The sequence below is a fragment of the Candidatus Omnitrophota bacterium genome (assembly GCA_016929445.1).
Lineage (GTDB): Bacteria > Omnitrophota > Gorgyraeia > JAFGIU01 > JAFGIU01 > JAFGIU01.
Genome location: JAFGIU010000131.1, coordinates 24,118 through 41,568 on the forward strand (window position 1 = coordinate 24,118; position 17,451 = coordinate 41,568).

General features: G+C 54.7%; 21 protein-coding genes and 1 tRNA gene. 2 read left to right on the plus strand and 20 right to left on the minus strand.

The genetic code is table 11. The features are described from left to right. Positions 1-44: 44 nt before the first annotated feature. From JW937_10175 to JW937_10255, 17 genes are all read right to left on the minus strand, one after another. Positions 45-118 (minus strand) — tRNA-Gly (locus JW937_10175). Continuing rightward, positions 109-744, minus strand: coding sequence for a thiamine phosphate synthase (thiE, locus tag JW937_10180; protein ID MBN1587776.1), 636 nt, complete (start codon positions 742-744; stop codon positions 109-111). Before thiE ends, JW937_10175 begins: the two co-directional genes overlap by 10 nt. Continuing rightward, positions 689-1,141, minus strand: a complete 453-nt coding sequence (locus tag JW937_10185; protein MBN1587777.1) for a thiamine-phosphate pyrophosphorylase — start codon at positions 1,139-1,141, stop codon at positions 689-691. Before JW937_10185 ends, thiE begins: the two co-directional genes overlap by 56 nt. Continuing rightward, complete coding sequence (gene rfaE2 / locus JW937_10190) at positions 1,138-1,632, minus strand: D-glycero-beta-D-manno-heptose 1-phosphate adenylyltransferase (protein MBN1587778.1); 495 nt, start codon at positions 1,630-1,632, stop codon at positions 1,138-1,140. Before rfaE2 ends, JW937_10185 begins: the two co-directional genes overlap by 4 nt. Before the next feature lie 2 nt (positions 1,633-1,634). Beyond that, positions 1,635-2,249 carry a D-sedoheptulose 7-phosphate isomerase gene (locus JW937_10195; protein ID MBN1587779.1) on the minus strand — a complete coding sequence of 205 codons (615 nt, stop codon included), beginning with the start codon at positions 2,247-2,249 and terminating at the stop codon, positions 1,635-1,637. Next, the gene (locus JW937_10200; GenBank protein MBN1587780.1) at positions 2,227-3,261 is read right to left on the minus strand and encodes a 6-phosphofructokinase; all 1,035 of its coding nucleotides are present in this window, start codon (positions 3,259-3,261) and stop codon (positions 2,227-2,229) included. Before JW937_10200 ends, JW937_10195 begins: the two co-directional genes overlap by 23 nt. Beyond that, complete coding sequence (gene amaP, locus JW937_10205) at positions 3,258-3,872, minus strand: alkaline shock response membrane anchor protein AmaP (GenBank protein MBN1587781.1); 615 nt, start codon at positions 3,870-3,872, stop codon at positions 3,258-3,260. Before amaP ends, JW937_10200 begins: the two co-directional genes overlap by 4 nt. Before the next feature lie 27 nt (positions 3,873-3,899). Beyond that, the gene (accC, locus tag JW937_10210; protein ID MBN1587782.1) at positions 3,900-5,249 is read right to left on the minus strand and encodes an acetyl-CoA carboxylase biotin carboxylase subunit; all 1,350 of its coding nucleotides are present in this window, start codon (positions 5,247-5,249) and stop codon (positions 3,900-3,902) included. A 35-nt stretch (positions 5,250-5,284) separates the two neighbouring features. Continuing rightward, positions 5,285-5,728 carry an acetyl-CoA carboxylase biotin carboxyl carrier protein gene (gene accB / locus JW937_10215; protein MBN1587783.1) on the minus strand — a complete coding sequence of 148 codons (444 nt, stop codon included), beginning with the start codon at positions 5,726-5,728 and terminating at the stop codon, positions 5,285-5,287. Between the two features lie 9 nt (positions 5,729-5,737). Further along, positions 5,738-6,298, minus strand: a complete 561-nt coding sequence (gene efp, locus JW937_10220; protein ID MBN1587784.1) for an elongation factor P — start codon at positions 6,296-6,298, stop codon at positions 5,738-5,740. Between the two features lie 63 nt (positions 6,299-6,361). Further along, positions 6,362-7,765, minus strand: a complete 1,404-nt coding sequence (locus JW937_10225; GenBank protein ID MBN1587785.1) for a sigma-54-dependent Fis family transcriptional regulator — start codon at positions 7,763-7,765, stop codon at positions 6,362-6,364. Next, entirely contained in the window at positions 7,765-8,859 is a 1,095-nt protein-coding gene (locus JW937_10230; GenBank protein MBN1587786.1) for a PAS domain-containing protein, read from the minus strand. The genes JW937_10225 and JW937_10230 overlap by 1 nt, the downstream gene beginning before the upstream one ends. Positions 8,860-9,044: 185 nt before the next feature. Then, the gene (locus tag JW937_10235) at positions 9,045-9,695 is read right to left on the minus strand and encodes an EpsI family protein (protein ID MBN1587787.1); all 651 of its coding nucleotides are present in this window, start codon (positions 9,693-9,695) and stop codon (positions 9,045-9,047) included. Then, positions 9,677-10,546, minus strand: coding sequence for an exosortase/archaeosortase family protein (locus JW937_10240; protein MBN1587788.1), 870 nt, complete (start codon positions 10,544-10,546; stop codon positions 9,677-9,679). Before JW937_10240 ends, JW937_10235 begins: the two co-directional genes overlap by 19 nt. 1 nt (position 10,547) lies before the next feature. After that, complete coding sequence (locus tag JW937_10245) at positions 10,548-11,477, minus strand: tetratricopeptide repeat protein (GenBank protein ID MBN1587789.1); 930 nt, start codon at positions 11,475-11,477, stop codon at positions 10,548-10,550. 13 nt (positions 11,478-11,490) lie between these two features. After that, positions 11,491-12,363, minus strand: coding sequence for a hypothetical protein (locus tag JW937_10250; GenBank protein MBN1587790.1), 873 nt, complete (start codon positions 12,361-12,363; stop codon positions 11,491-11,493). Positions 12,364-12,477: 114 nt separating this feature from the next. Next, positions 12,478-12,849 carry a PEP-CTERM sorting domain-containing protein gene (locus JW937_10255; protein ID MBN1587791.1) on the minus strand — a complete coding sequence of 124 codons (372 nt, stop codon included), beginning with the start codon at positions 12,847-12,849 and terminating at the stop codon, positions 12,478-12,480. A 382-nt stretch (positions 12,850-13,231) separates the two neighbouring features. Here JW937_10255 and JW937_10260 point away from each other — a divergent pair, with 382 nt between their 5' ends. Together JW937_10260 and JW937_10265 are read left to right on the plus strand one after the other, a co-directional pair. After that, entirely contained in the window at positions 13,232-13,633 is a 402-nt protein-coding gene (locus tag JW937_10260; GenBank protein MBN1587792.1) for a PilZ domain-containing protein, read from the plus strand. A gap of 2 nt (positions 13,634-13,635) precedes the next feature. Next, complete coding sequence (locus JW937_10265; GenBank protein MBN1587793.1) at positions 13,636-14,466, plus strand: hypothetical protein; 831 nt, start codon at positions 13,636-13,638, stop codon at positions 14,464-14,466. A gap of 198 nt (positions 14,467-14,664) precedes the next feature. Here the strand turns inward: JW937_10265 and JW937_10270 are convergent, their stop codons facing one another. The 3 genes from JW937_10270 to JW937_10280 form a co-directional block, all read right to left on the minus strand. Beyond that, the gene (locus tag JW937_10270; protein MBN1587794.1) at positions 14,665-15,822 is read right to left on the minus strand and encodes a PEP-CTERM sorting domain-containing protein; all 1,158 of its coding nucleotides are present in this window, start codon (positions 15,820-15,822) and stop codon (positions 14,665-14,667) included. A 21-nt stretch (positions 15,823-15,843) separates the two neighbouring features. After that, positions 15,844-16,542 (minus strand): sugar transferase, encoded by a 699-nt coding sequence (locus JW937_10275; protein MBN1587795.1) that lies wholly within the window; start codon positions 16,540-16,542, stop codon positions 15,844-15,846. A gap of 320 nt (positions 16,543-16,862) precedes the next feature. Next, positions 16,863-17,451, minus strand: a 589-nt coding sequence (locus JW937_10280; GenBank protein MBN1587796.1) for a glycosyltransferase family 2 protein, incomplete at its 5' end; no start/stop codon positions are given.

Genomic DNA, 17,451 nt, shown 5'->3' on the forward strand with positions numbered 1-17,451 from the left:
ATTCCAAAGGAGCAGTTGAGTGTAGACCCTTTTTATGACAGCGATGGAGCGGGTGAAGGGAATCGAACCCTCGTTCTCAGCTTGGGAAGCTGACGTTCTACCATTGAACTACACCCGCTTAGAATGGGGGATCCGGAGCAGATTCTTGAGCTCCTTAGCGGCGAAAGACGGGTCCGCAGCAGCACAAACCGCCCGGACTACTGCAATACATCGGGCTCCCTCTTCCACCACGCGCGAGGCATTGGAGAGATCGATCCCCCCAATGGCTACTTTAGGAATCATGACAGACTGATGAACCTGTCTGACCAGGTCCAATCCGACCGGCTCGTAACTTGGTTTGGTTGGAGTTGAAAATACAGGCCCCACACCGATGTAATCCGCACCCTGCTCTTCGGCTTTCTGTGCCTGTGTCAAACTGTGAGTAGAAACCCCAATGAACGCTTTTGAACCGATCAGGCGCCGTGCTTGCTCAAGTGGCAGATCGTCTTGGCCTAAATGAATTCCTTCTGCCCCCAATGCTAATGCAACTGCGATTCGATCGTTGACAACAAAGGGCCGGTCAAATTTTCGACAGACCTGTAAAATCTTTTCGGCCTGCTGAAAAAATTCTTTTTCAGAGACCAGCTTGGACCGAAACTGAATTACGTCCGCACCGCCGTCTAAAGCTGCGTGTGCCAGCTCAGCGGGATTACGCTTTCCCGCTGAGGCGGCGTCTACTATAACATAGAGGTTCCAGGCGTTCAACGGCACGTTTCTCCAATTGATATAAAGAGTAACGTAAATCTTCCAGGCGGTTGTATTGTTTGGAGTCCAGCAGTTTGACACACTCCTCCAAGACGCGCAAGGACTCCTTTGCGCGTCCCGAGTTTGCCAAGAACAGATCCAGCAGGTTGCTTCGTCTTGGCTGGTGTTTGGAGTAGCTCTTCCCCACATCCTTGAATGAATCTCTTTCCCGGATTATCCGGGCCAAAGGGATGCCTGTTGCGGTGATGGATTGGGTCAGCTGTCTCCTCAAACTCATGAAGTCTTGGGTAAGGCTCTTGGAATCGATCACAAAGCGGCAGAGGTCTTCGCAAACTCGCAGTCCCTCTTTGGCGCGGTTGAAATTTGCGTCCAGGACGCGGTAGATATGAGAACTCATTCTAGATCGCGGAGTTTTGAAAGTGTTTCTGTGGTGGAGAAACCGTCGACAAAAGGTATGAGGGCAACCTGCCCGCCAATGGATTTAACAAATTTTGCGCCCGCAATCTGGTCTTCTTGCCAATCTCCGCCCTTAGCTAAGACCTGTGGCCGGACTTGTTCAATCAGCTTTTCGGGGGTTGCTTCATCAAAAAGAATTACGAGATCCACGCAAGACAGGGCCATGAGAACTTCTGCCCGGGCCCATTCAGGCTGAACAGGCCGCTGCCCGCCTTTGAGGTGACGTACCGAACGGTCCGTATTAAGACCGATGACAAGGCGTGTTCCCAAACGCTTCGCGTTTTGCAGACAGCGCACATGGCCGACATGGATTAAATCAAAGCACCCATTGGTGAAAACAATCTGCTCCCCTGCTGATTGCCAGGTTTCAATTTGCTGAAGGGCTTTGTCTAGTGGGGCATAACTCGCGGAGAGGCCATCAGGAATGGACATGACTAGTTTCCTGAGCCGCAGCTGAGCACGCTGTCTTCAGCAATCCGGCAAAGAATATGTCCGATGGCGATATGACATTCCTGGATCAGCTGAGTGTCGTCCGAAGGCACAACAATGGGAATTTCGACTTTGGGCGCCAACGTTCCTCCCCCCTTCCCTGTGAGGGCGATGGTGCGGCATCCCAGCACACGGCCGTGGTCCATGGCACGGTTTACATTGGGAGACTTTCCGCTCGTGGTGATTCCCAGCAGGATATCGCCCGTCGAAGCGAAGGCCTCGATCTGCCGGCTGAAGACTTGTTCATAGCCGTCGTCGTTGCCGATGGCGGTTATGGTGGAACTGTTGGCGGTGAGGGCAATGGCAGGCAGGCCTTTGCGAGGTATCCGGAAATGTCCCACAAACTCGGCTGCGAGATGTTGCGCGTCTGCGGCCGAACCTCCGTTGCCGAACAAAAGCAGCTTGTGTCCTTTTGTAAGGGCTTCACCGATCATTTGGCCTGCTGCATTGATCTGGGGCACACATTGGTCAAGGACCCCCTGCTTGGCCTTGATGGATGCCAAGAGGAGGTCCCGGACCAGAGACTCAGTGCTTGAATCAGCCGAAAAAGATTTTGGCAATCTCGTAGAACTCCATATCCAGGGTCTTGAGCTTTCCCCTAATATTTGCGATCGGAACAGCCTCGATCTTTGTTCCTTTCAGACTGACCATCTTGCCTGTTTCGCCTGCCTTGAGAACTTGATAGGCTTTTACACCGAAGCGCGTGCCCAAGATGCGGTCCATTGCCGTAGGAGAACCACCCCGTTGCGTGTGCCCCAAAACCGTCACACGGGTCTCATGGCCGGTCCGTTCTTCGATGAGCTCGGCAAGTCTTTGACCAATACCGCCCAAGCGCACATGACCAAAAGCATCGAGCTCCTTGTCCACCGTGGCCATATCGCCTTCGGCAAACTGCGCTCCCTCGGCAACGGCAATAATGCTGAATGTCTTGCCGCGAGCTGTCCGCTCCTCGACTACGCGAACCACTTCATCGATCTGAATCGGAATCTCCGGGACCAGGATCATATCCGCGCCGCCCGCTAAACCGGAATACGCCGCAATCCAGCCCGCATGGCGGCCCATGATCTCAACCACCATGACCCGGTCGTGGCTTTCGGCTGTGGTATGAAGCCGGTCGATCGCATCGGTCACAATATTGATGGCCGTGTCAAAACCGAAAGTGTAATCCGTCTCGGGCAAGTCATTGTCAATGGTCTTAGGCACGCCCACCACGCTCAGTCCCTCGGCAGAGAGCTTTTCGGCCACGCCCAGAGTGTCCTCTCCGCCGATGGCGACCAAAGCGTCTAATTTGTTGGCGGCAAAATTTTCTTTGACCTTCTTGACGTCCTCTTCCTTCTTGTAGGGATTGGTGCGTGAGGTTCCCAAGATGGTGCCCCCCCGGTGGAGGATTCCACTGACATTGTCCAACCCCAGAGGTTTATACTCATTCTGAATCAGACCTCTCCATCCGTTGAGAAAACCGATGACCTCAACTCCGTCGCGATCCGCAGAGCGCACAATGGCTCTAATTACTGCATTCAATCCGGGGCAATCGCCTCCGCCTGTCAAAACTCCGATTTTTTTCAAAGTCATACTGCTTGCTCCTCCAGTCCTTCACCGTATTCGAATGTTCCTTGAAATGTTGAGCCACCGGCTCGTTGTGCTTCTGCGCCCGCGCGTCTTGCAATACGTGTGACACGCACTGCGACGCGGACGGCAGTTTCTTCGCCCAAGGCCTGGCGAATCTCGTTGCTAATGACGTCTTGCACATTGCGGGAAGCCGAGGGAAGGTCCGAGTCGGCCCAAAGGGCAGCTTTAGCCGTGACATAAATCTTTTTGCGACCCGCACGGATTTCGATTTTCAGATCCTTTACCTCTTGCATTAAAGCTGTCGAACGCTTGATGTGCTCCTGGATGGCGTTGACCGAAACGCTTACCGGGCCGGACTGATTGGCAAAGGTAATCACTTGACTGTTCTGAAGCCGGTTCAAGGAAATCTGGGCATAGCCCAAACTGATGAGAATGAGCCCAAGGCCGACGGCCAAAACGAAGAAACGGCCATCTGTTGTCCCCAGAATATATTCCACCTGCTGCGCGAGAGCTTCCGGTGAAATCCATCCGGAAAATGCGGCAACACAACCGACTCCCACTGCTGCGCAAAGCAGAGTCCAAAATAAAACCCAAACAGTCTTAAGAACAGTCATCCCCTACCTCCTCTTTCTGAGAGAGCCCTACTCCCTCTCCGCCTGTATTTCTGCGACGAGGTCCGTGAAGTGCTGACCATGGATAAATTTGTCTGCGTCGAGTACCCTCCGGTGCATGGGCACGGTCGTCTTGATCGGCTCCACAATAGTCTCTGTAAGGGCGCGCCGCATGAGCTGAATCGCCTCTTGACGATTTTGCGCCTTGACGATCACCTTTGCAATCATGGAGTCGTAATAAGGCGGAATCGAGTAACCGCCGTAAATGTGTGTATCCACGCGTACGCCCGGCCCCCCGGGAAAGCTGAGGAGCTCGATCTTGCCGGGGCAGGGCCTGAAGTCATCATCCGGATCCTCGGCATTAATGCGGCACTCGATGGCCGAACCGGTGAATTGGATTTCTTCCTGCTTAAAACTGAGCTTTTCCCCTGCAGCGACCCGGATCTGTTCCTTGACAATATCGATTCCGGTGACCAATTCGGATACAGGGTGCTCTACCTGCAGGCGTGTATTCATCTCCATAAAGTAGAAGTTTCCCTCAGCATCCAGGATATATTCAACGGTCCCCGCATTGGAGTATCCCGCCGCCTTCACACCCTTGACCGTAACGCGGGTTATCTTGCGCCGTAGCTTGTTGTCAATGGCCGGAGACGGGGATTCTTCAATGAGCTTTTGATGGCGCCGTTGCACGGTGCAATCGCGCTCACCCAAGTGCACGACATTTCCGTGTTCATCGGCGAGCACCTGAACCTCGACATGCTTGTGGCGCTCCACATACTTCTCAATATAGACGCCCGCGTTGCCGAAGGCCGCTTCCGCTTCGGCTTGGGCTGTGACAAAGGCGCTGATTAATCGCGCATCGTTGTGGCAGATGCGCATTCCGCGCCCCCCGCCCCCTGCTGTGGCTTTGATGATGACGGGGTATTTGATCTTTGCGGCAACCTCCAAGGCCTGTTCCTTGGTGTTGACCAGTCCGTTGCTTCCGGGGACCGTGGGCAAACCGGCTTTGCGCATCACTTCCAAAGCGTTTGTCTTGTCACCCATAAGGCGCATGGCCTCAGGGCTGGGGCCGATGAAAGTGATTTTGCAGGAGGCGCAGATCTCGGCAAAGTGCGCATTTTCCGCCAGGAAACCGTAGCCGGGGTGGATGGCGTCCACATCCGTAATTTCTGCCGCACTGATTACGGCGGGAATGTTCAGATAACTTTGGGCTGAGGGGCCCTTGCCGATACACACTGCTTCGTCGGCAAAACGCACGTGTAAGGAGCTTGCATCCGGTTCGGAGTACACTGCTACGGTGCGAATGCCCATTTCGCGGCATGCGCGCATGACCCGTACCGCGATTTCTCCCCGATTGGCAACTAAAATTTTAGAAAACATATGAGAGGACCGATGGGGTTATGAAGAGCGTGGGTTCAGACCTGTACGCGGAAAAGCGGTTGGCCGAATTCCACGGGCTCCCCGTTTTCGACCAAGACATCGACAATGGTGCCGGTGACTTCGGCCTTGATCTCGTTCATCAGTTTCATGGCTTCCAAAATACATACGACCTGTCCGATTTCAACCTTTTGCCCCGTATCCGTAAAGGGCGCGGCGTCCGGTGCAGGGGCACGATAGAAGGTCCCCACCATAGGGGCGACGATTTCAACGGTGTTTGCAGCGGGTCTTGCCGGTTCCTGCGTTGCGGCCGCCGGAGCGCCTGCTTGAGGAACAGGCATGGTCATGGGTGCATAGCCGATTGGGGCTTCTCCGCCCGCCTTCTTGAGTTTGACTTTGAGTCCGTCCCTCTCAAGTTCCAACTCAACGAGCTGGTTGTCATCCATAAGCTGGATCATCTCGCGAATTTCTTTGAGATTCATGATGGCTCCTTAAACGCGCCCCACATATTTGCATGTGCGGGTATCGATCTTGAGTGTGTCCCCTTGCTCGACGAAAAGAGGAACCTGCAGGGTTGCGCCGCTTTCTACCGTTGCCGCTTTTGTACCGCCCCGGGCCGTATCCCCTCTAAACCCCGGCTCAGTGTGAGAGACTTTGAGTTCCACAAAGATCGGGAGAATCACATTCAAAGGGTCGGTACCGTGAAAGGTGCAAGCAACCTCCGTTCCCTCTTTCATGAGTTCAACTGCGTTTCCGACCTTGGAGGCAGGGATCACAAGTTGGTCATAGCTTCCCAGGTCCATGAAATGGCAATCTTCATCGGTACGGTACATGAACTGGAGTTTGCGTTCCTCAATGAACACATCTTCCAGTTTGTCCCCGTCGCGGAAGGTTCTGTCAATAATGCCGCCCGAATCCACACTGCGCAGCTTTGTGCGCACAAAAGCCACTCCCTTGCCGGGCTTAACATGCTCGTACTCGACGACTGTATAAAGCTGGCCATCCAGGAGGATGGCCAGGCCTGATTTCAACTGATTGGTGTTGATAGTCATAATGGACCTACATTTTAGGGTAGGCCCGTGGCGGGTGTCAAGAAAGGGGCGGAGCTGGGCGGCTCAGAAACCGGAGTGGGCTGGGCTTTCGAGGTCTTTCTCCAAGCCCAATTCTTTCATCTTGTTATAGAGGGTCGTCCGGTTGATTTGGAGCAGGACTGCGGCTTTTTTGCGGTTGCCCCCGGCCCGGCGCAGTGCGTCCAAAATGATCTTTCTTTCAGGGTCTTTGAGGGCATCCTTGAGAGAGAGTTCCCCTGTGGGAGTAAAGACTGCGTCTTCTCCTGCACGCCTTAAAGTGTCCGGAAGGTCCTCTTCAGTGATGACATCGCCCTGGGTCAGGATCGTTGCGCGCTCGATGGCATTTTCCAGCTCGCGCACATTGCCCGGCCAGTTGTACTCGGAGATGCGCTTCAGGGCCTCCCGGGTAAAACCAACGATATTGCGGTCCATTTCTTTGCAGAATTTCTTGAGGAAATGTTCTGCCAAGAGCAAGGAGTCATCTCCCCGTTCTCTGAGAGGAGGGATGTCAATGGCGATGACGTTCAAACGGTAATAAAGGTCTTCCCTGAATTTACCTTTACGGATCTCTTCCTGCAGGTCGACATTCGTGGCAGCGATCACTTTGACATCCACTTGGATACTCTGGCTATCCCCGACCTTTTCGAACTCGCGGTGCTGGAGAAAACGCAGGAGCTTGACTTGAAGGTCCGGTGCAAAGGTGTCAATTTCATCCAATAGGATTGTTCCGCCTTGAGCCATTTCGAACCGCCCGACGCGGTTGTTGATGGCAGAAGTAAAAGAGCCCTTCACATGTCCGAAGAGTTCGCTTTCCAGAATCTCACGCGGCAAGGCCCCGCAACTCACCTCCACAAAAGGTTTGTCCGCACGCTTTGGGTCGCTCATATGGATTGCGTGTGCGACCATGCGCTTTCCTGTTCCGCTTTCTCCCCTCAAAAGAACCGTTGCGCGTGTTCCGGAAATCGACTTGACCATCTTGTAAATGCTCTGCATTTTTTCGTGTCTGCCGACAATATCGCAGAAGCGGTTTTGCAGAGTTTTGATCTCAGCCTTGAGGCTGACGTTTTCGCGCATCAAGTCATGCTTGGTGAGGGCATTGCGGATGGTAGTCTTGATTTCATCGTCAACGATCGGCTTGGTGATATAGTCATAAGCCCCGTGGCGCATGCATTCCACGGCGTTTTCGATACTGCCGTAGCCGGTTGCTACGATGACCTCGGTGTCGGTATTGCGCTTTCTTACTTCTTCCAGGATTGCCATGCCGTCCATTTTGGGCATCTTGAGGTCAGCGATAATGACATCAAAGCCGTCTCGATCCAAAAGCTGCATGGCGTTTTCGCCGTTTAGCGCTGTGTCTACATCATAACCTTCGAGCTTGAGGACCTCGTAGAGGGACTTGCGGATCAGCTCGTCGTCATCGACGACCAGAATACGTTTCTGTTCGATCATTAGGATTCCTCCTGGCCTTCCCTGTTTTCATGCCCGGTTCTTTCATGAAGGATGCCGGCCACTTCGTCGGGTACGCAGGGAATGCGGAGCAGAAAAGTCGCTCCTTTGCCGGGCTCTGATTCTACTTCAATCGAGCCGTCACAACGATCAATGATTTCTTTGCAGATGGCCAGGCCGAGCCCGGCTCCCTTACCAATTTCTTTGGTGGTGAAAAACGGTTCAAAAATGGAATCGCGGATATCTTCGGGGATTCCGCCGCCGGTATCGGAAACTGTAACGACGACATACCCGTTTACCCCTTTGCTGGAAATACGGACCGTTCCGCCGCCCGGCATGGAGTCAATCGCATTTTTCAGAAGGTTGGACACCACGTGCTCCATGCCGTAGTCGGTAATCGGAAGAAGTCCTTTCTCCAAAAATGTGACAACCTGCACATCCCGGTGGAGGCGTTGGCAATCGGATAGCTTGATGGCCTCCTGAATGACTTCATTCACGTCCTGGATCGTGGGAGTGCTGATTGTGGCGTGGCGTGAAAATTCCAGCAGGGACCGGATAATCTTGACCATCCGGGTGAGGCCCTGTCTTGCGTTCAAAAGGTACTCTTGGGGGCTGCCCTCGCCTTCCAGCAAATCCAAGGTCAAATTGACATATCGAATAACTCCATCCAAGGGATTATTCAGCTCATGGGCAACGCCGCTGGCGAGCTTTCCGATGGAAGCGAGCCGCTCAGAGCTAATCAAACGGCGTTCCAGATCCACGCGCTCAGAGATGTCTGAAAAGTAGAGAAGGAGCCCGTCTTCCAACGCCGAGATCCGGACCCTGAAGATGCAGCCTGCCCGGGGGCCTGTTCCCTCAGGGCATCGAAGTTCCTGTTCTGAGTGGGATGCAGAGCCCGTGTTGAGGTTGGACCCGGGAAGGGGGCCTAGATCCTCCAAAAACGGCAGTACGGTCAAAATCGGGCGGCCTAAGGCCTGGGCTGCCTGAATGCCGAAATAGGTCTCCATGGCCCGGTTCCAGAGCAAAATAATGCCTTCGTGGCTCACAACCGTCAGGCCGTCGTGCAGGGCGTCAATGACGCGATTTCCCACAGTCATCGGGAGCTCCTCCGTGCAAGAAGAGCCCTTCGAGTCTCTCATCAGGCTCATGGGGTTCATCCGGTTAGGTGGAAATAAGGTAACGAGATATCAAATGTTCTTAGTTAATATAGCTGATTTGGACTCAATGTCAAGGGCATCTGTTGAAAAAAAACAACTTTGTGTGAATCAGGCGCCACATTTTATTAAGTTTGAGGCCCTGGACCGGTCATTTCCGTGCCCTGGAAGTGCCCCAGGAGAGCTTGCACGAGGTCTTGAAGTCGATTTTCTGCCTCATTGACCCCGGCCTCCCCTACAGGCACGGAGACACGCACCATGAGGCCCGAGGCAGGACGTCCTGCCAACTGGGCGCTGACCAGGCGAATCTGTTCCATATAGTAGTTGTGCTGCAATTTGCTGTCTGAAACAAACCAGTAGTAGGCCAGAAGAGCGGGAATCCCCTCCCGGGTGAGGAGGAGCCGGTTTACCGTGGATTCTTCCTTCTGGTGTGCGACACTGGCCACGCTTTTCTGCTGCACTTCATAATTGGATCCCACGTAACAGAGTTCGGGCGGATGGAAGGCTGCCCGGTTTTCAGCAGCTTGAACTGCTGCCAGCCAGGCCAGGCCATATTCCGGGTGCTCGTACTCGAGGATGAGGACATCTTGGGTGCCCAGGAGCTCGAATGTGCGCTCATCCACGTCGACCGCATTTCCTTGCCAAAGGCCGATTTGTCTCGGAAGGGTCTCTGTGTCTTTGGCACGCGCCAAAGTGTTGGTATGGCTGAGGCGGGCCAGAAGAATGCAGGCTAGGGCCAAAAGGAGAACTGCCCCAAAGGCTAGGCGTTGGCTTCGCATGCGGCCTCCGTTTGCGGGCTCAGCAAGTGTCCTATTGAAGTCAATAAGATAAAAGCCAAGGCAAAGACCATAAATCCCGAGGCATCATGGAGCCATCCCGAAGCTGCCTCTGTTCCGTAGACAAAGGTGAGGAGTGTGAGAAAAACGACCCGCAGAAAATTGGTAAACAAAGCGATCGGGATTGCGGAGGCAAATAGGATCCAGCCGCGCCACGCACTTTTTTGGGGCACAATTTGGGTGGTTAGCGCTCCGAGCGCCAACAAGGCAATCAGGGATCGCAATCCGCTGCAAGGGTCGTCAACGAGCACATCGGCCTGGGGTAAGCGGATGAGTGCGCCGTACTGAACTGCGGGAACCCCCATCGCGGTTACAGAGGCAGTCGCGAGCGTGGCTGCCCACATCTTGAGTTTGAAACTGACGTGGATGAGCATCACGCTGGGCAACGGCACTGCAAAAAGTAGAAAGACAATGGGAAAGCGCAGGAGACGGGTCACTTGGGCGCCCCAAAAAGTGAGACAAAGTGCAAAGCAGGTTCCCACGACCGCCAAGCCTGAAACAAAGTGCACGCTCAAGACCGCGGCCAGGTAATGGAGGATTAAAAAGAAGGCCAGCAATGCGAGTCCGGTGGCAGAGCTCTTGGCTTGTGTTCTTGCAAGATCATTCCGCTTGGTCCAAACCAGCCACAGGCTGACAAACGGGATGAGAAAGCCGTGGGAGTAATTGGTGCCGGTTTCGACAAAGCGGGCGCGCATCCACTCAAAGGTGGGCCAGTAGAGGTACAGAAAGCTGAGCAGCGCTGCGCTGAGGAGCCAGACTGAGATCCCCCCGATGCAGTATCGAGTCCGGGTCATGTTAAGAACCCGGGTTTTCGTCAGTTGTCTTCATTTCGAGGTTGCGGGTACTGTCCACATCCGCTGGAGAGACACTGAGGTCCTTAAGCGCCCCCTGTTCTTCGTAGGATCTGACCTGAAGGATGGCAAACTGAGTGAGGCGGTGCTTGGGATAGCGGCTGAGCAGAGTCTTGTAGAGCTGCACAGCCCGGTCCATGTCCTGGAATTTTTGCTGGTAGATGAGGGCTGCCGTGAAGAGGCTCAGCGGAGCGCGGTCGGACTCGGGATATTCGTTGGCCACGCTCATGTGTGTGTTGAGAGCATTGGCCCAGTCTCCCTCGCTTTCATAGGCCCAGGCTTTGAATCCGTATGCGTGAGCTTTGAAATTGCCGCTGGATGAATCCTCCGCCCTCTTATCGTAGCCTTTGAGAGCTTTTTCATAGGCGGCCCTGGCTTCCTCGATCTGCCCGCGTCTCTTGTATCCCTCGGCAATATAAATAGGGACCTGCAAGCCCTTAAGCGTGTCGCCGTAGTAAAGAACGAGATTTTCGTAGCTTTCGACTGCCTTGTCCCAGTGGTTCTCCAGTTCGTGAGTGCGCCCGATAATAAAGTAGGCCTCGGAGCTTAAGCGCCGGTCTTTCGAATAGTTCTGCAGGACTTTGCCGTAGGCTTCCCGGGCTTTTTCCAGATCCAGTTGGCGGAGGTATACCGTGGCAATATTGAATTGCGCTTGGGCCGCAAGTTTGCTCCCCGGTGCTTTGTCCAAGACTTTTTGGTAGGCCTGGACCACGTTTTCCCACGCTTCCGCGGGCACGAGTTTCGGATCCCCTTGAATAAACCGGGATTCTTGCCTGGCTTCCCACATGAGCCTCTCTGCCTGGTAGTCCCCTCCGCAGCCGCTGAGTCCGAGGCTACTAATGATTAGGATGCTAAGAGTAGTGATCAATCGCATTGGAAAAACCTCCTCAGCCCTGTTCTCCTGCATCCCGGGCGACCAGGAGCAGAAGAGCGGCACTCATTACGACAACAAAATCCACGACCACGGTCAATATCAGTGAAGCGGCATGCACCCAGAGCATGGTCTCCGGAACCGTATGGTTCATGAGAAGCACGAGGTTGCGGCGCAGCTGGAAGACTGGAAAAAGTAGAAATGTCGGTAAGACCACGAGCAGAAGGGTCGGGAGCCACAGCCGGCGCGCAGACTGGAGAGCACGCCCCACGCTTGGCAGAAAACGGCGGTCCCCGTAAAGATACGTGGGAATAAAATAGATCATGGCCGATTCAAAAACCAAAGCCACAAAAACGGAGATCCAGAATATACCGGTTTGCATGGTTGCCACCCCACCGGGCAGATTCCGGGCCCAGAGGTGGCCGACGAGTTTGCTGGCCAGCAAGCCTCCGAATTTGAAGATGCCGTTAATCAGAAGAAAATGAAAGATCCAGAGTGCAAATAACGGGACATAGATTCGGATAGATTCGGTGAAGCTTTTCCAGGGATGAGGGAGGCGTTCGCTGTGGCTGTCCCGGAGCATCAGAATGGCTGTTGCAGTGAGAAGCAGGCCCAGTGTGGCTGAGATAACGGAATACCCCACGCCGTACATCTTGGGTATCACAACAAAATTAGCCGGGTAATGGAGATAGGCCTCGCCGAAAAATGCGCGAACCACCGGAGCCAACACAGTGGAAACCGGGGCCTGCGGGGCAAGATAGATGAGCGTCAGAAGGATTCCGTCCGCCAGTCCAACAATCAAGAAGGGAAGCAGGAGAGAGGGGTGCTTGCGAACTTCACTCTCAAGAATTCCCCAAATACGACGTACTGTACGATAGCTACGAATCATGATCTCCCTCATTAATAGTTGACAGGGCGCATGCGCCCTGTCTCTACACCTCAGACCGACGATATCGCGTGCGACATTGCCCCCACAAGGGTCGCACAAAGTGCTGCAGACTGGTTATCGTTGCTGCTTGCGCCGCTTGCGGGCCAATGCCAGCGCACCGGCCCCGAGCAGTAATAATGAAGCGGGCTCGGGATTGGTGACCACGTCCCGCTCACCGGTAAGGCTTGCAAGGCTTTGTGTGCCGCCTCCGGTCGCGCCGGGTTCATCACTGGATCCGGTGCCGGTGAAAGAGTCTTCCTCCGTGGATCCGTTACCAGGAGGAGGTGTGTAAGAATCCCCGCCCGGTCCATAGCTGGTTTCGAAATAGCCCACTGTCCCGGCGGCCACCGCAGCAGAGGTCAAATCTCCGGAAACAGAGCTTCCTCCGCCGCCCTTGCAAGCGCCCAGAGTCAAAGGCAGAGCGAACACCAATAGTATGTATTTCATCCGAACAGGCATTCTCATTCCCCCATAACACGCTGTTTAGTCTGAATGTTCAATGAGACTCTAGGCCTTTTTGCGCTAGTTGTCTAGCGGCAAGCCCCAGCAAAAGAAAGTGCTTTTAGCTTGTGTATATGAATTGAAGCAGATCCCGTGCCAGGCCGGAAAATGGAAGATTTGTAACATATTGTAACTATGTAGCTTAGAAACAGGTTTCCGGGAGCATAAAATTTTGGCTTGCACATTCTAATACATGATGGCTATATTATTCAAATGTTGATAATACTAGACATTGGACTGTTGTATAATTGGCACATTCCTCCATTTGTGCGTTTGTGTGATACACTTCCGTTGAAAAGAGAAAACCCGGAAAAGGAGAAGCTTTCTGATGGATGAACCTGAGCAAGACTCGCCGCTGGCGGACCGGCGCAAGGCAGACCGTTTGCCGGCGCCCTTGAGATTGTACTACGAGGTGCTGGACAAGGCAGGCTCGGTCCAGCTGGAGTGCGAGGTGAGAGCCGCGAACCTGAGCGGGTCAGGACTGAAATTCCCCTGTCCCAGGTTGCTTGAGACCGGGACACGGCTGAGGGTCCAGATGTGGCTGCCCGGCCAAGAAGAGCCCGTCGTGGCGGGTGCCCTTGTTGTCTGGAGCCAAGCCCTGACAGATCCGGAAACAGGCAGCCCTGCGGGCGCTGATTTGGGGGTGCACCTTGAGGAAATGCCGCCGGACGCGGCCCACAGGTATTTCCAGTTTATCTGTGACCAGCTTCTCACCCGGATGGAGGGTTGACCATGGCGTTTGCAGGCCCTTCCGCCTCCGATTCTTCGTGCCGCAAGTTTCTCAAAAATATTGAGTTCCGCGTGGCTCAAAATGCCGGGGATCTGGAACAGGCCTATGCCCTGGTTCACAAAGAGTACCTGAGCCGGGGCTATACCCATCCCAGCGATTCCGGAGTCAAGGTCTCCATTTACAACGCGCTTCCCACAACCACCACGTTTGTCGCTGTAGCCGAAGGACAAGTCATCGGGACGGTCAGTTTGATCGGGGACAGTACCCTGGGCGTTCCGATGGACCGCATCTACAAGCCCGAGTTGGATGAGCTGAGAAGCCGGAATCTGAAATTGGCTGAGGCCTCCATGCTGGCTGTGCGGAATGACCTCTTCGGCAAGGGGGTGTTCTTAATGCTCAACTCCAAGAAGCTCTCCCTGGTATTCAATCTCTTTAAGCTGGCCTTTGACTATATTCACAATGTGGCCGGCTATGATGAGGTGGTGATTGCGGTGAACCCCAAGCATGATCTGGTTTACCGCTTCCTTTTCTTTGAGGAGCTGGGGCCTTTACGGTACTACGAGTCGGCCAACGGGGCCCCGGCCATTGCCAAGCATATCAGCGTCCGGCAGGTCCAGGAGCTGAAAGACCAATGCCTGCTCAGCGGCCGGCGGGGTCTTTACAAGATGTTCTTCGGCCATCAATTCCCCCAAGAGTCTCTCCAACCCACTCCCCTGTTTTCCCAAAGGGAATTTGAGAATTTCTTTGTGCAAAAGAGCGCTGTCCTGGCCAAGGCCGATCCGGCTCAGTTGGAGCACCTGCGTTCCGTGTATCCCCGGCTCAAGATCGGATAAAGAGTCCAGCCTGGGTGTTCAGCACCACAGCCAAGCAACTAGATTCCCGCCTGCGCGGGAATGACACTTTCTTGAGTCTGTGGGGGAATGACAAGTCAAAGCAAAAAAAAGAAACAGCCGGCACAATCCTTGAGGATTGCGCCGGCTGTTCTTGTACAGAGGGGATAAAACCCTATTGTCTCTTAATGTACTTGCCTATTAGAGGCGGAAGCGATTACGGCGTCCGACCAGAGCCGCGCCCAGAAGACCCATGCCAAACAGGGCTGTGGTTGCAGGCTCAGGAATCACCGGGCCACCCTCGAGAGTCGGAGGGGAACCTAGTGGCGGATAACCGAAGGTGAATGTCGAAGGATCGTCCACGCCGCCACTTCTGGAATCCGGGTCGCCAAACACGAGGCTTCCCCCAATATCCCAGGTGCTCTCGCCAAAGAGGCCCAAGCCGCTGCCGGCAAAAGCCTTGAGAGGGCTGTTAATCCCGATGAAGTTGGACTCGCCTTCGATGTAGTACTTGACGCCGCCGATGATCACGAAGTTAGGCTCATCCACAATGACTCCGCCCACAACGATCGGGGATGCCCAAGACTCATTCAGGAGCATGATGGACCCACCGGCTGTGTCGTAGGTGAGCTCCAGGAAGAGCTCTTCATTGGGATCGCCTGCAGTGCCCAGGCTGTTGTACAGCCCGTAGTCGCCGTTGGTGGGGTCAAAACCGGCGGTGGGCAGCGGCAGTGTTCCGCTCGGATCAAAGTCCGGGGTGGTGTCTTCCACCAGCTTCAGGGACCCTGTTCCTGGCACGAAGTTGGTTTGGATATTGCCAACCCCAACACCGGGCGTAATGGAGGAGATAATCAGAGAGTTCAGCGTGTAGGTGAGCTGAGAGCTGATATCATCCGGATTGCCCAAGCTGGAGAGGGCCAAGGTCGGTCCGCCACCCAGGGCGCTGGTCACGGTGCTGACCGTGCCCACTCCAAAAACTTCGAGGCCGCCGTTGGAGGCCAAATAGTCGTTGAAGCGGACGATGTCCGCAGCGGAGCCAAAGATGTCGTTCATGGCGACCGGTGCAATGTCGCCAGGACCCATGTGTGTGACAACGGCGCCGCCGCTGATCACCGCGTAGCGTCCGCCGTCCAGCGGATTGGTCCAGTCCTTGTCAAACCCGAGCGCCCAATTGATGGCACCCCCGCCGATCCATCCGAGCTCAAACTGCCCGATGTCGGAGGTAAACTTGATATCCTCGCCCGTGAAGTTGGCGCCGATTGCCGAAGAGAGCGGGCTTGCTTGCGCCCCTCCACTTACGGTCAAAGCGACCAAGACAGCAACGAAGGCAAGGCTTACCTTACCAAATGTTACTTTCATGTTCGTTCTCCCCTCTGTTGGTTATTTAATTCTTACTTCTGCTAAAGTCCGGCCCTTGCCCAGGAACACACCCAGAATCAAGGTCGCGGTCTTCCAAATGATTTGCAAATCCAAAAGCAGGCACATACGGCGGACGTAGAGAAGATCATAGCGGAGCTTCTTCTTCACATCCTCAACCGTGCAGTCGTACCGGTAATGAATTTGCGCCAAGCCGGTAAGTCCGGGTTTGACCAAGAGACGCTGATCATAGCTGGGGACCTGCTTGTTGAGCTCCTCAGCAAAGGCCGGTCTCTCCGGTCTGGGACCTACCAAACTCATACTCCCTTCCAGCACATTGAAGAGCTGGGGAAGTTCGTCCAGGTGCGTGCGCCGCAGGAAACCGCCGATCCGGGTCACGCGCGGGTCGTCTGTCTGCGCCCACTGAGGCCCGTTGCTTTCTGCATCCACTCGCATGGTCCTGAATTTGTAGATGGTGAACTCGGCTCCGCCCTTGCCCAGGCGTGCCTGCTTGTAAAGCACGGGCCCTTGAGAACTGAATTTCACTGCCAAGGCCACCAGCCCCATCAAAGGTGCTGCCAGGAGAATTCCCATTCCCGCACCCAGGATGTCCAAACCGCGCTTGAGCACCAGACGGACCTGAAGGTTAAGACCCTCCGGATGTCCGAAGCTCTGCTGCAGTCTGTATAAGGGAGTTTCTCGAAAAGTTAATGCTGCATCCATGCTGGACTTCTACTCCTCGCTAACGGGTTTCAAACGACTTTGTTTCAGTATGAGATCAATCATAGGGTCGTACTCAGGCACAGCATCTCTGAATGAGTACCCCATATACCTAGCAGCTTGTATGCCAATGCCCGGCGACCCAAAACGGGCAACTTATTTCACTCTATAACCTGTTGTTTAACTTAGAGTTAGGTGTTATTCTGATCGTATTCTTACGTACAATTTACCAATTTTACAAAGAAACACTGCATGACTTCGGAGCTCCATTACGGATCGTGTTGTCTGAGCGCCTCACTTCGGGAGTTTGGAGTCTGAATCCTTCAACACTCCTCAGGCCGTTTCCACAGATGGGAGGGACGCGGGCGCAGGAGTTCGACCACTCCCAACACCCCGGCCACATTGACCAGCAGAAAGTAGAAGGGAATGGTGAGCAGCTTGGAGCGCAGTCCCAGCCGCTGGAAGGCGGGGGCAGTGAGCCCGAGCCCGTAAAAGGCGGTCTGGCCCAGGGCGGCGGTGCGGTAAAAGACTGCGGGCTCCCCCCAACTGGCGAAAAACGCGCCGAGCAGCCAGAGCGGCAGAAGGGTCCGGAGCACCTTGTGCGAGAGAAACTGAAAGCCCAGCCAGCCGCGGGGCGGCCACAGCAGGGAGCGCAGGTGCCAAATCTGCTGGTAATTGCCGGCCGTGATACGCACGCGGCGGCGAAGCTCCCCTTCCACGTTGGTCTGGGATTCCTCCCGGCACACGGCCTTGGGCTCATAGATGCTTCTAAAGCCCTGCGCCCGGATCCTCACAGGGATCAGGTAATCATCGTTGATGGCATTGCGTTCGAGCGGCGGGTAAAGGGCACGGCGAATCGCATAGAGAGCGCCGTGGGCTCCCAGAATGGAACCCAGCCGGCTGCCCTGTTTC

Bases quoted from the DNA above. Each gene is read 5' to 3' on its own strand.
- JW937_10185 (MBN1587777.1), bottom strand. From the start codon at position 1,141: ATGAGTTCTCATATCTACCGCGTCCTGGACGCAAATTTCAACCGCGCC.
- rfaE2 (MBN1587778.1), bottom strand. From the start codon at position 1,632: ATGTCCATTCCTGATGGCCTCTCCGCGAGTTATGCCCCACTAGACAAA.
- JW937_10200 (MBN1587780.1), bottom strand. From the start codon at position 3,261: ATGACTTTGAAAAAAATCGGAGTTTTGACAGGCGGAGGCGATTGCCCC.
- amaP (MBN1587781.1), bottom strand. From the start codon at position 3,872: ATGACTGTTCTTAAGACTGTTTGGGTTTTATTTTGGACTCTGCTTTGC.
- accC (MBN1587782.1), bottom strand. From the start codon at position 5,249: ATGTTTTCTAAAATTTTAGTTGCCAATCGGGGAGAAATCGCGGTACGG.
- accB (MBN1587783.1), bottom strand. From the start codon at position 5,728: ATGAATCTCAAAGAAATTCGCGAGATGATCCAGCTTATGGATGACAAC.
- efp (MBN1587784.1), bottom strand. From the start codon at position 6,298: ATGACTATCAACACCAATCAGTTGAAATCAGGCCTGGCCATCCTCCTG.
- JW937_10225 (MBN1587785.1), bottom strand. From the start codon at position 7,765: ATGATCGAACAGAAACGTATTCTGGTCGTCGATGACGACGAGCTGATC.
- JW937_10230 (MBN1587786.1), bottom strand. From the start codon at position 8,859: ATGACTGTGGGAAATCGCGTCATTGACGCCCTGCACGACGGCCTGACG.
- JW937_10235 (MBN1587787.1), bottom strand. From the start codon at position 9,695: ATGCGAAGCCAACGCCTAGCCTTTGGGGCAGTTCTCCTTTTGGCCCTA.
- JW937_10240 (MBN1587788.1), bottom strand. From the start codon at position 10,546: ATGACCCGGACTCGATACTGCATCGGGGGGATCTCAGTCTGGCTCCTC.
- JW937_10245 (MBN1587789.1), bottom strand. From the start codon at position 11,477: ATGCGATTGATCACTACTCTTAGCATCCTAATCATTAGTAGCCTCGGA.
- JW937_10250 (MBN1587790.1), bottom strand. From the start codon at position 12,363: ATGATTCGTAGCTATCGTACAGTACGTCGTATTTGGGGAATTCTTGAG.
- JW937_10255 (MBN1587791.1), bottom strand. From the start codon at position 12,849: ATGAAATACATACTATTGGTGTTCGCTCTGCCTTTGACTCTGGGCGCT.
- JW937_10260 (MBN1587792.1), top strand. From the start codon at position 13,232: ATGGATGAACCTGAGCAAGACTCGCCGCTGGCGGACCGGCGCAAGGCA.
- JW937_10265 (MBN1587793.1), top strand. From the start codon at position 13,636: ATGGCGTTTGCAGGCCCTTCCGCCTCCGATTCTTCGTGCCGCAAGTTT.
- JW937_10270 (MBN1587794.1), bottom strand. From the start codon at position 15,822: ATGAAAGTAACATTTGGTAAGGTAAGCCTTGCCTTCGTTGCTGTCTTG.
- JW937_10275 (MBN1587795.1), bottom strand. From the start codon at position 16,542: ATGGATGCAGCATTAACTTTTCGAGAAACTCCCTTATACAGACTGCAG.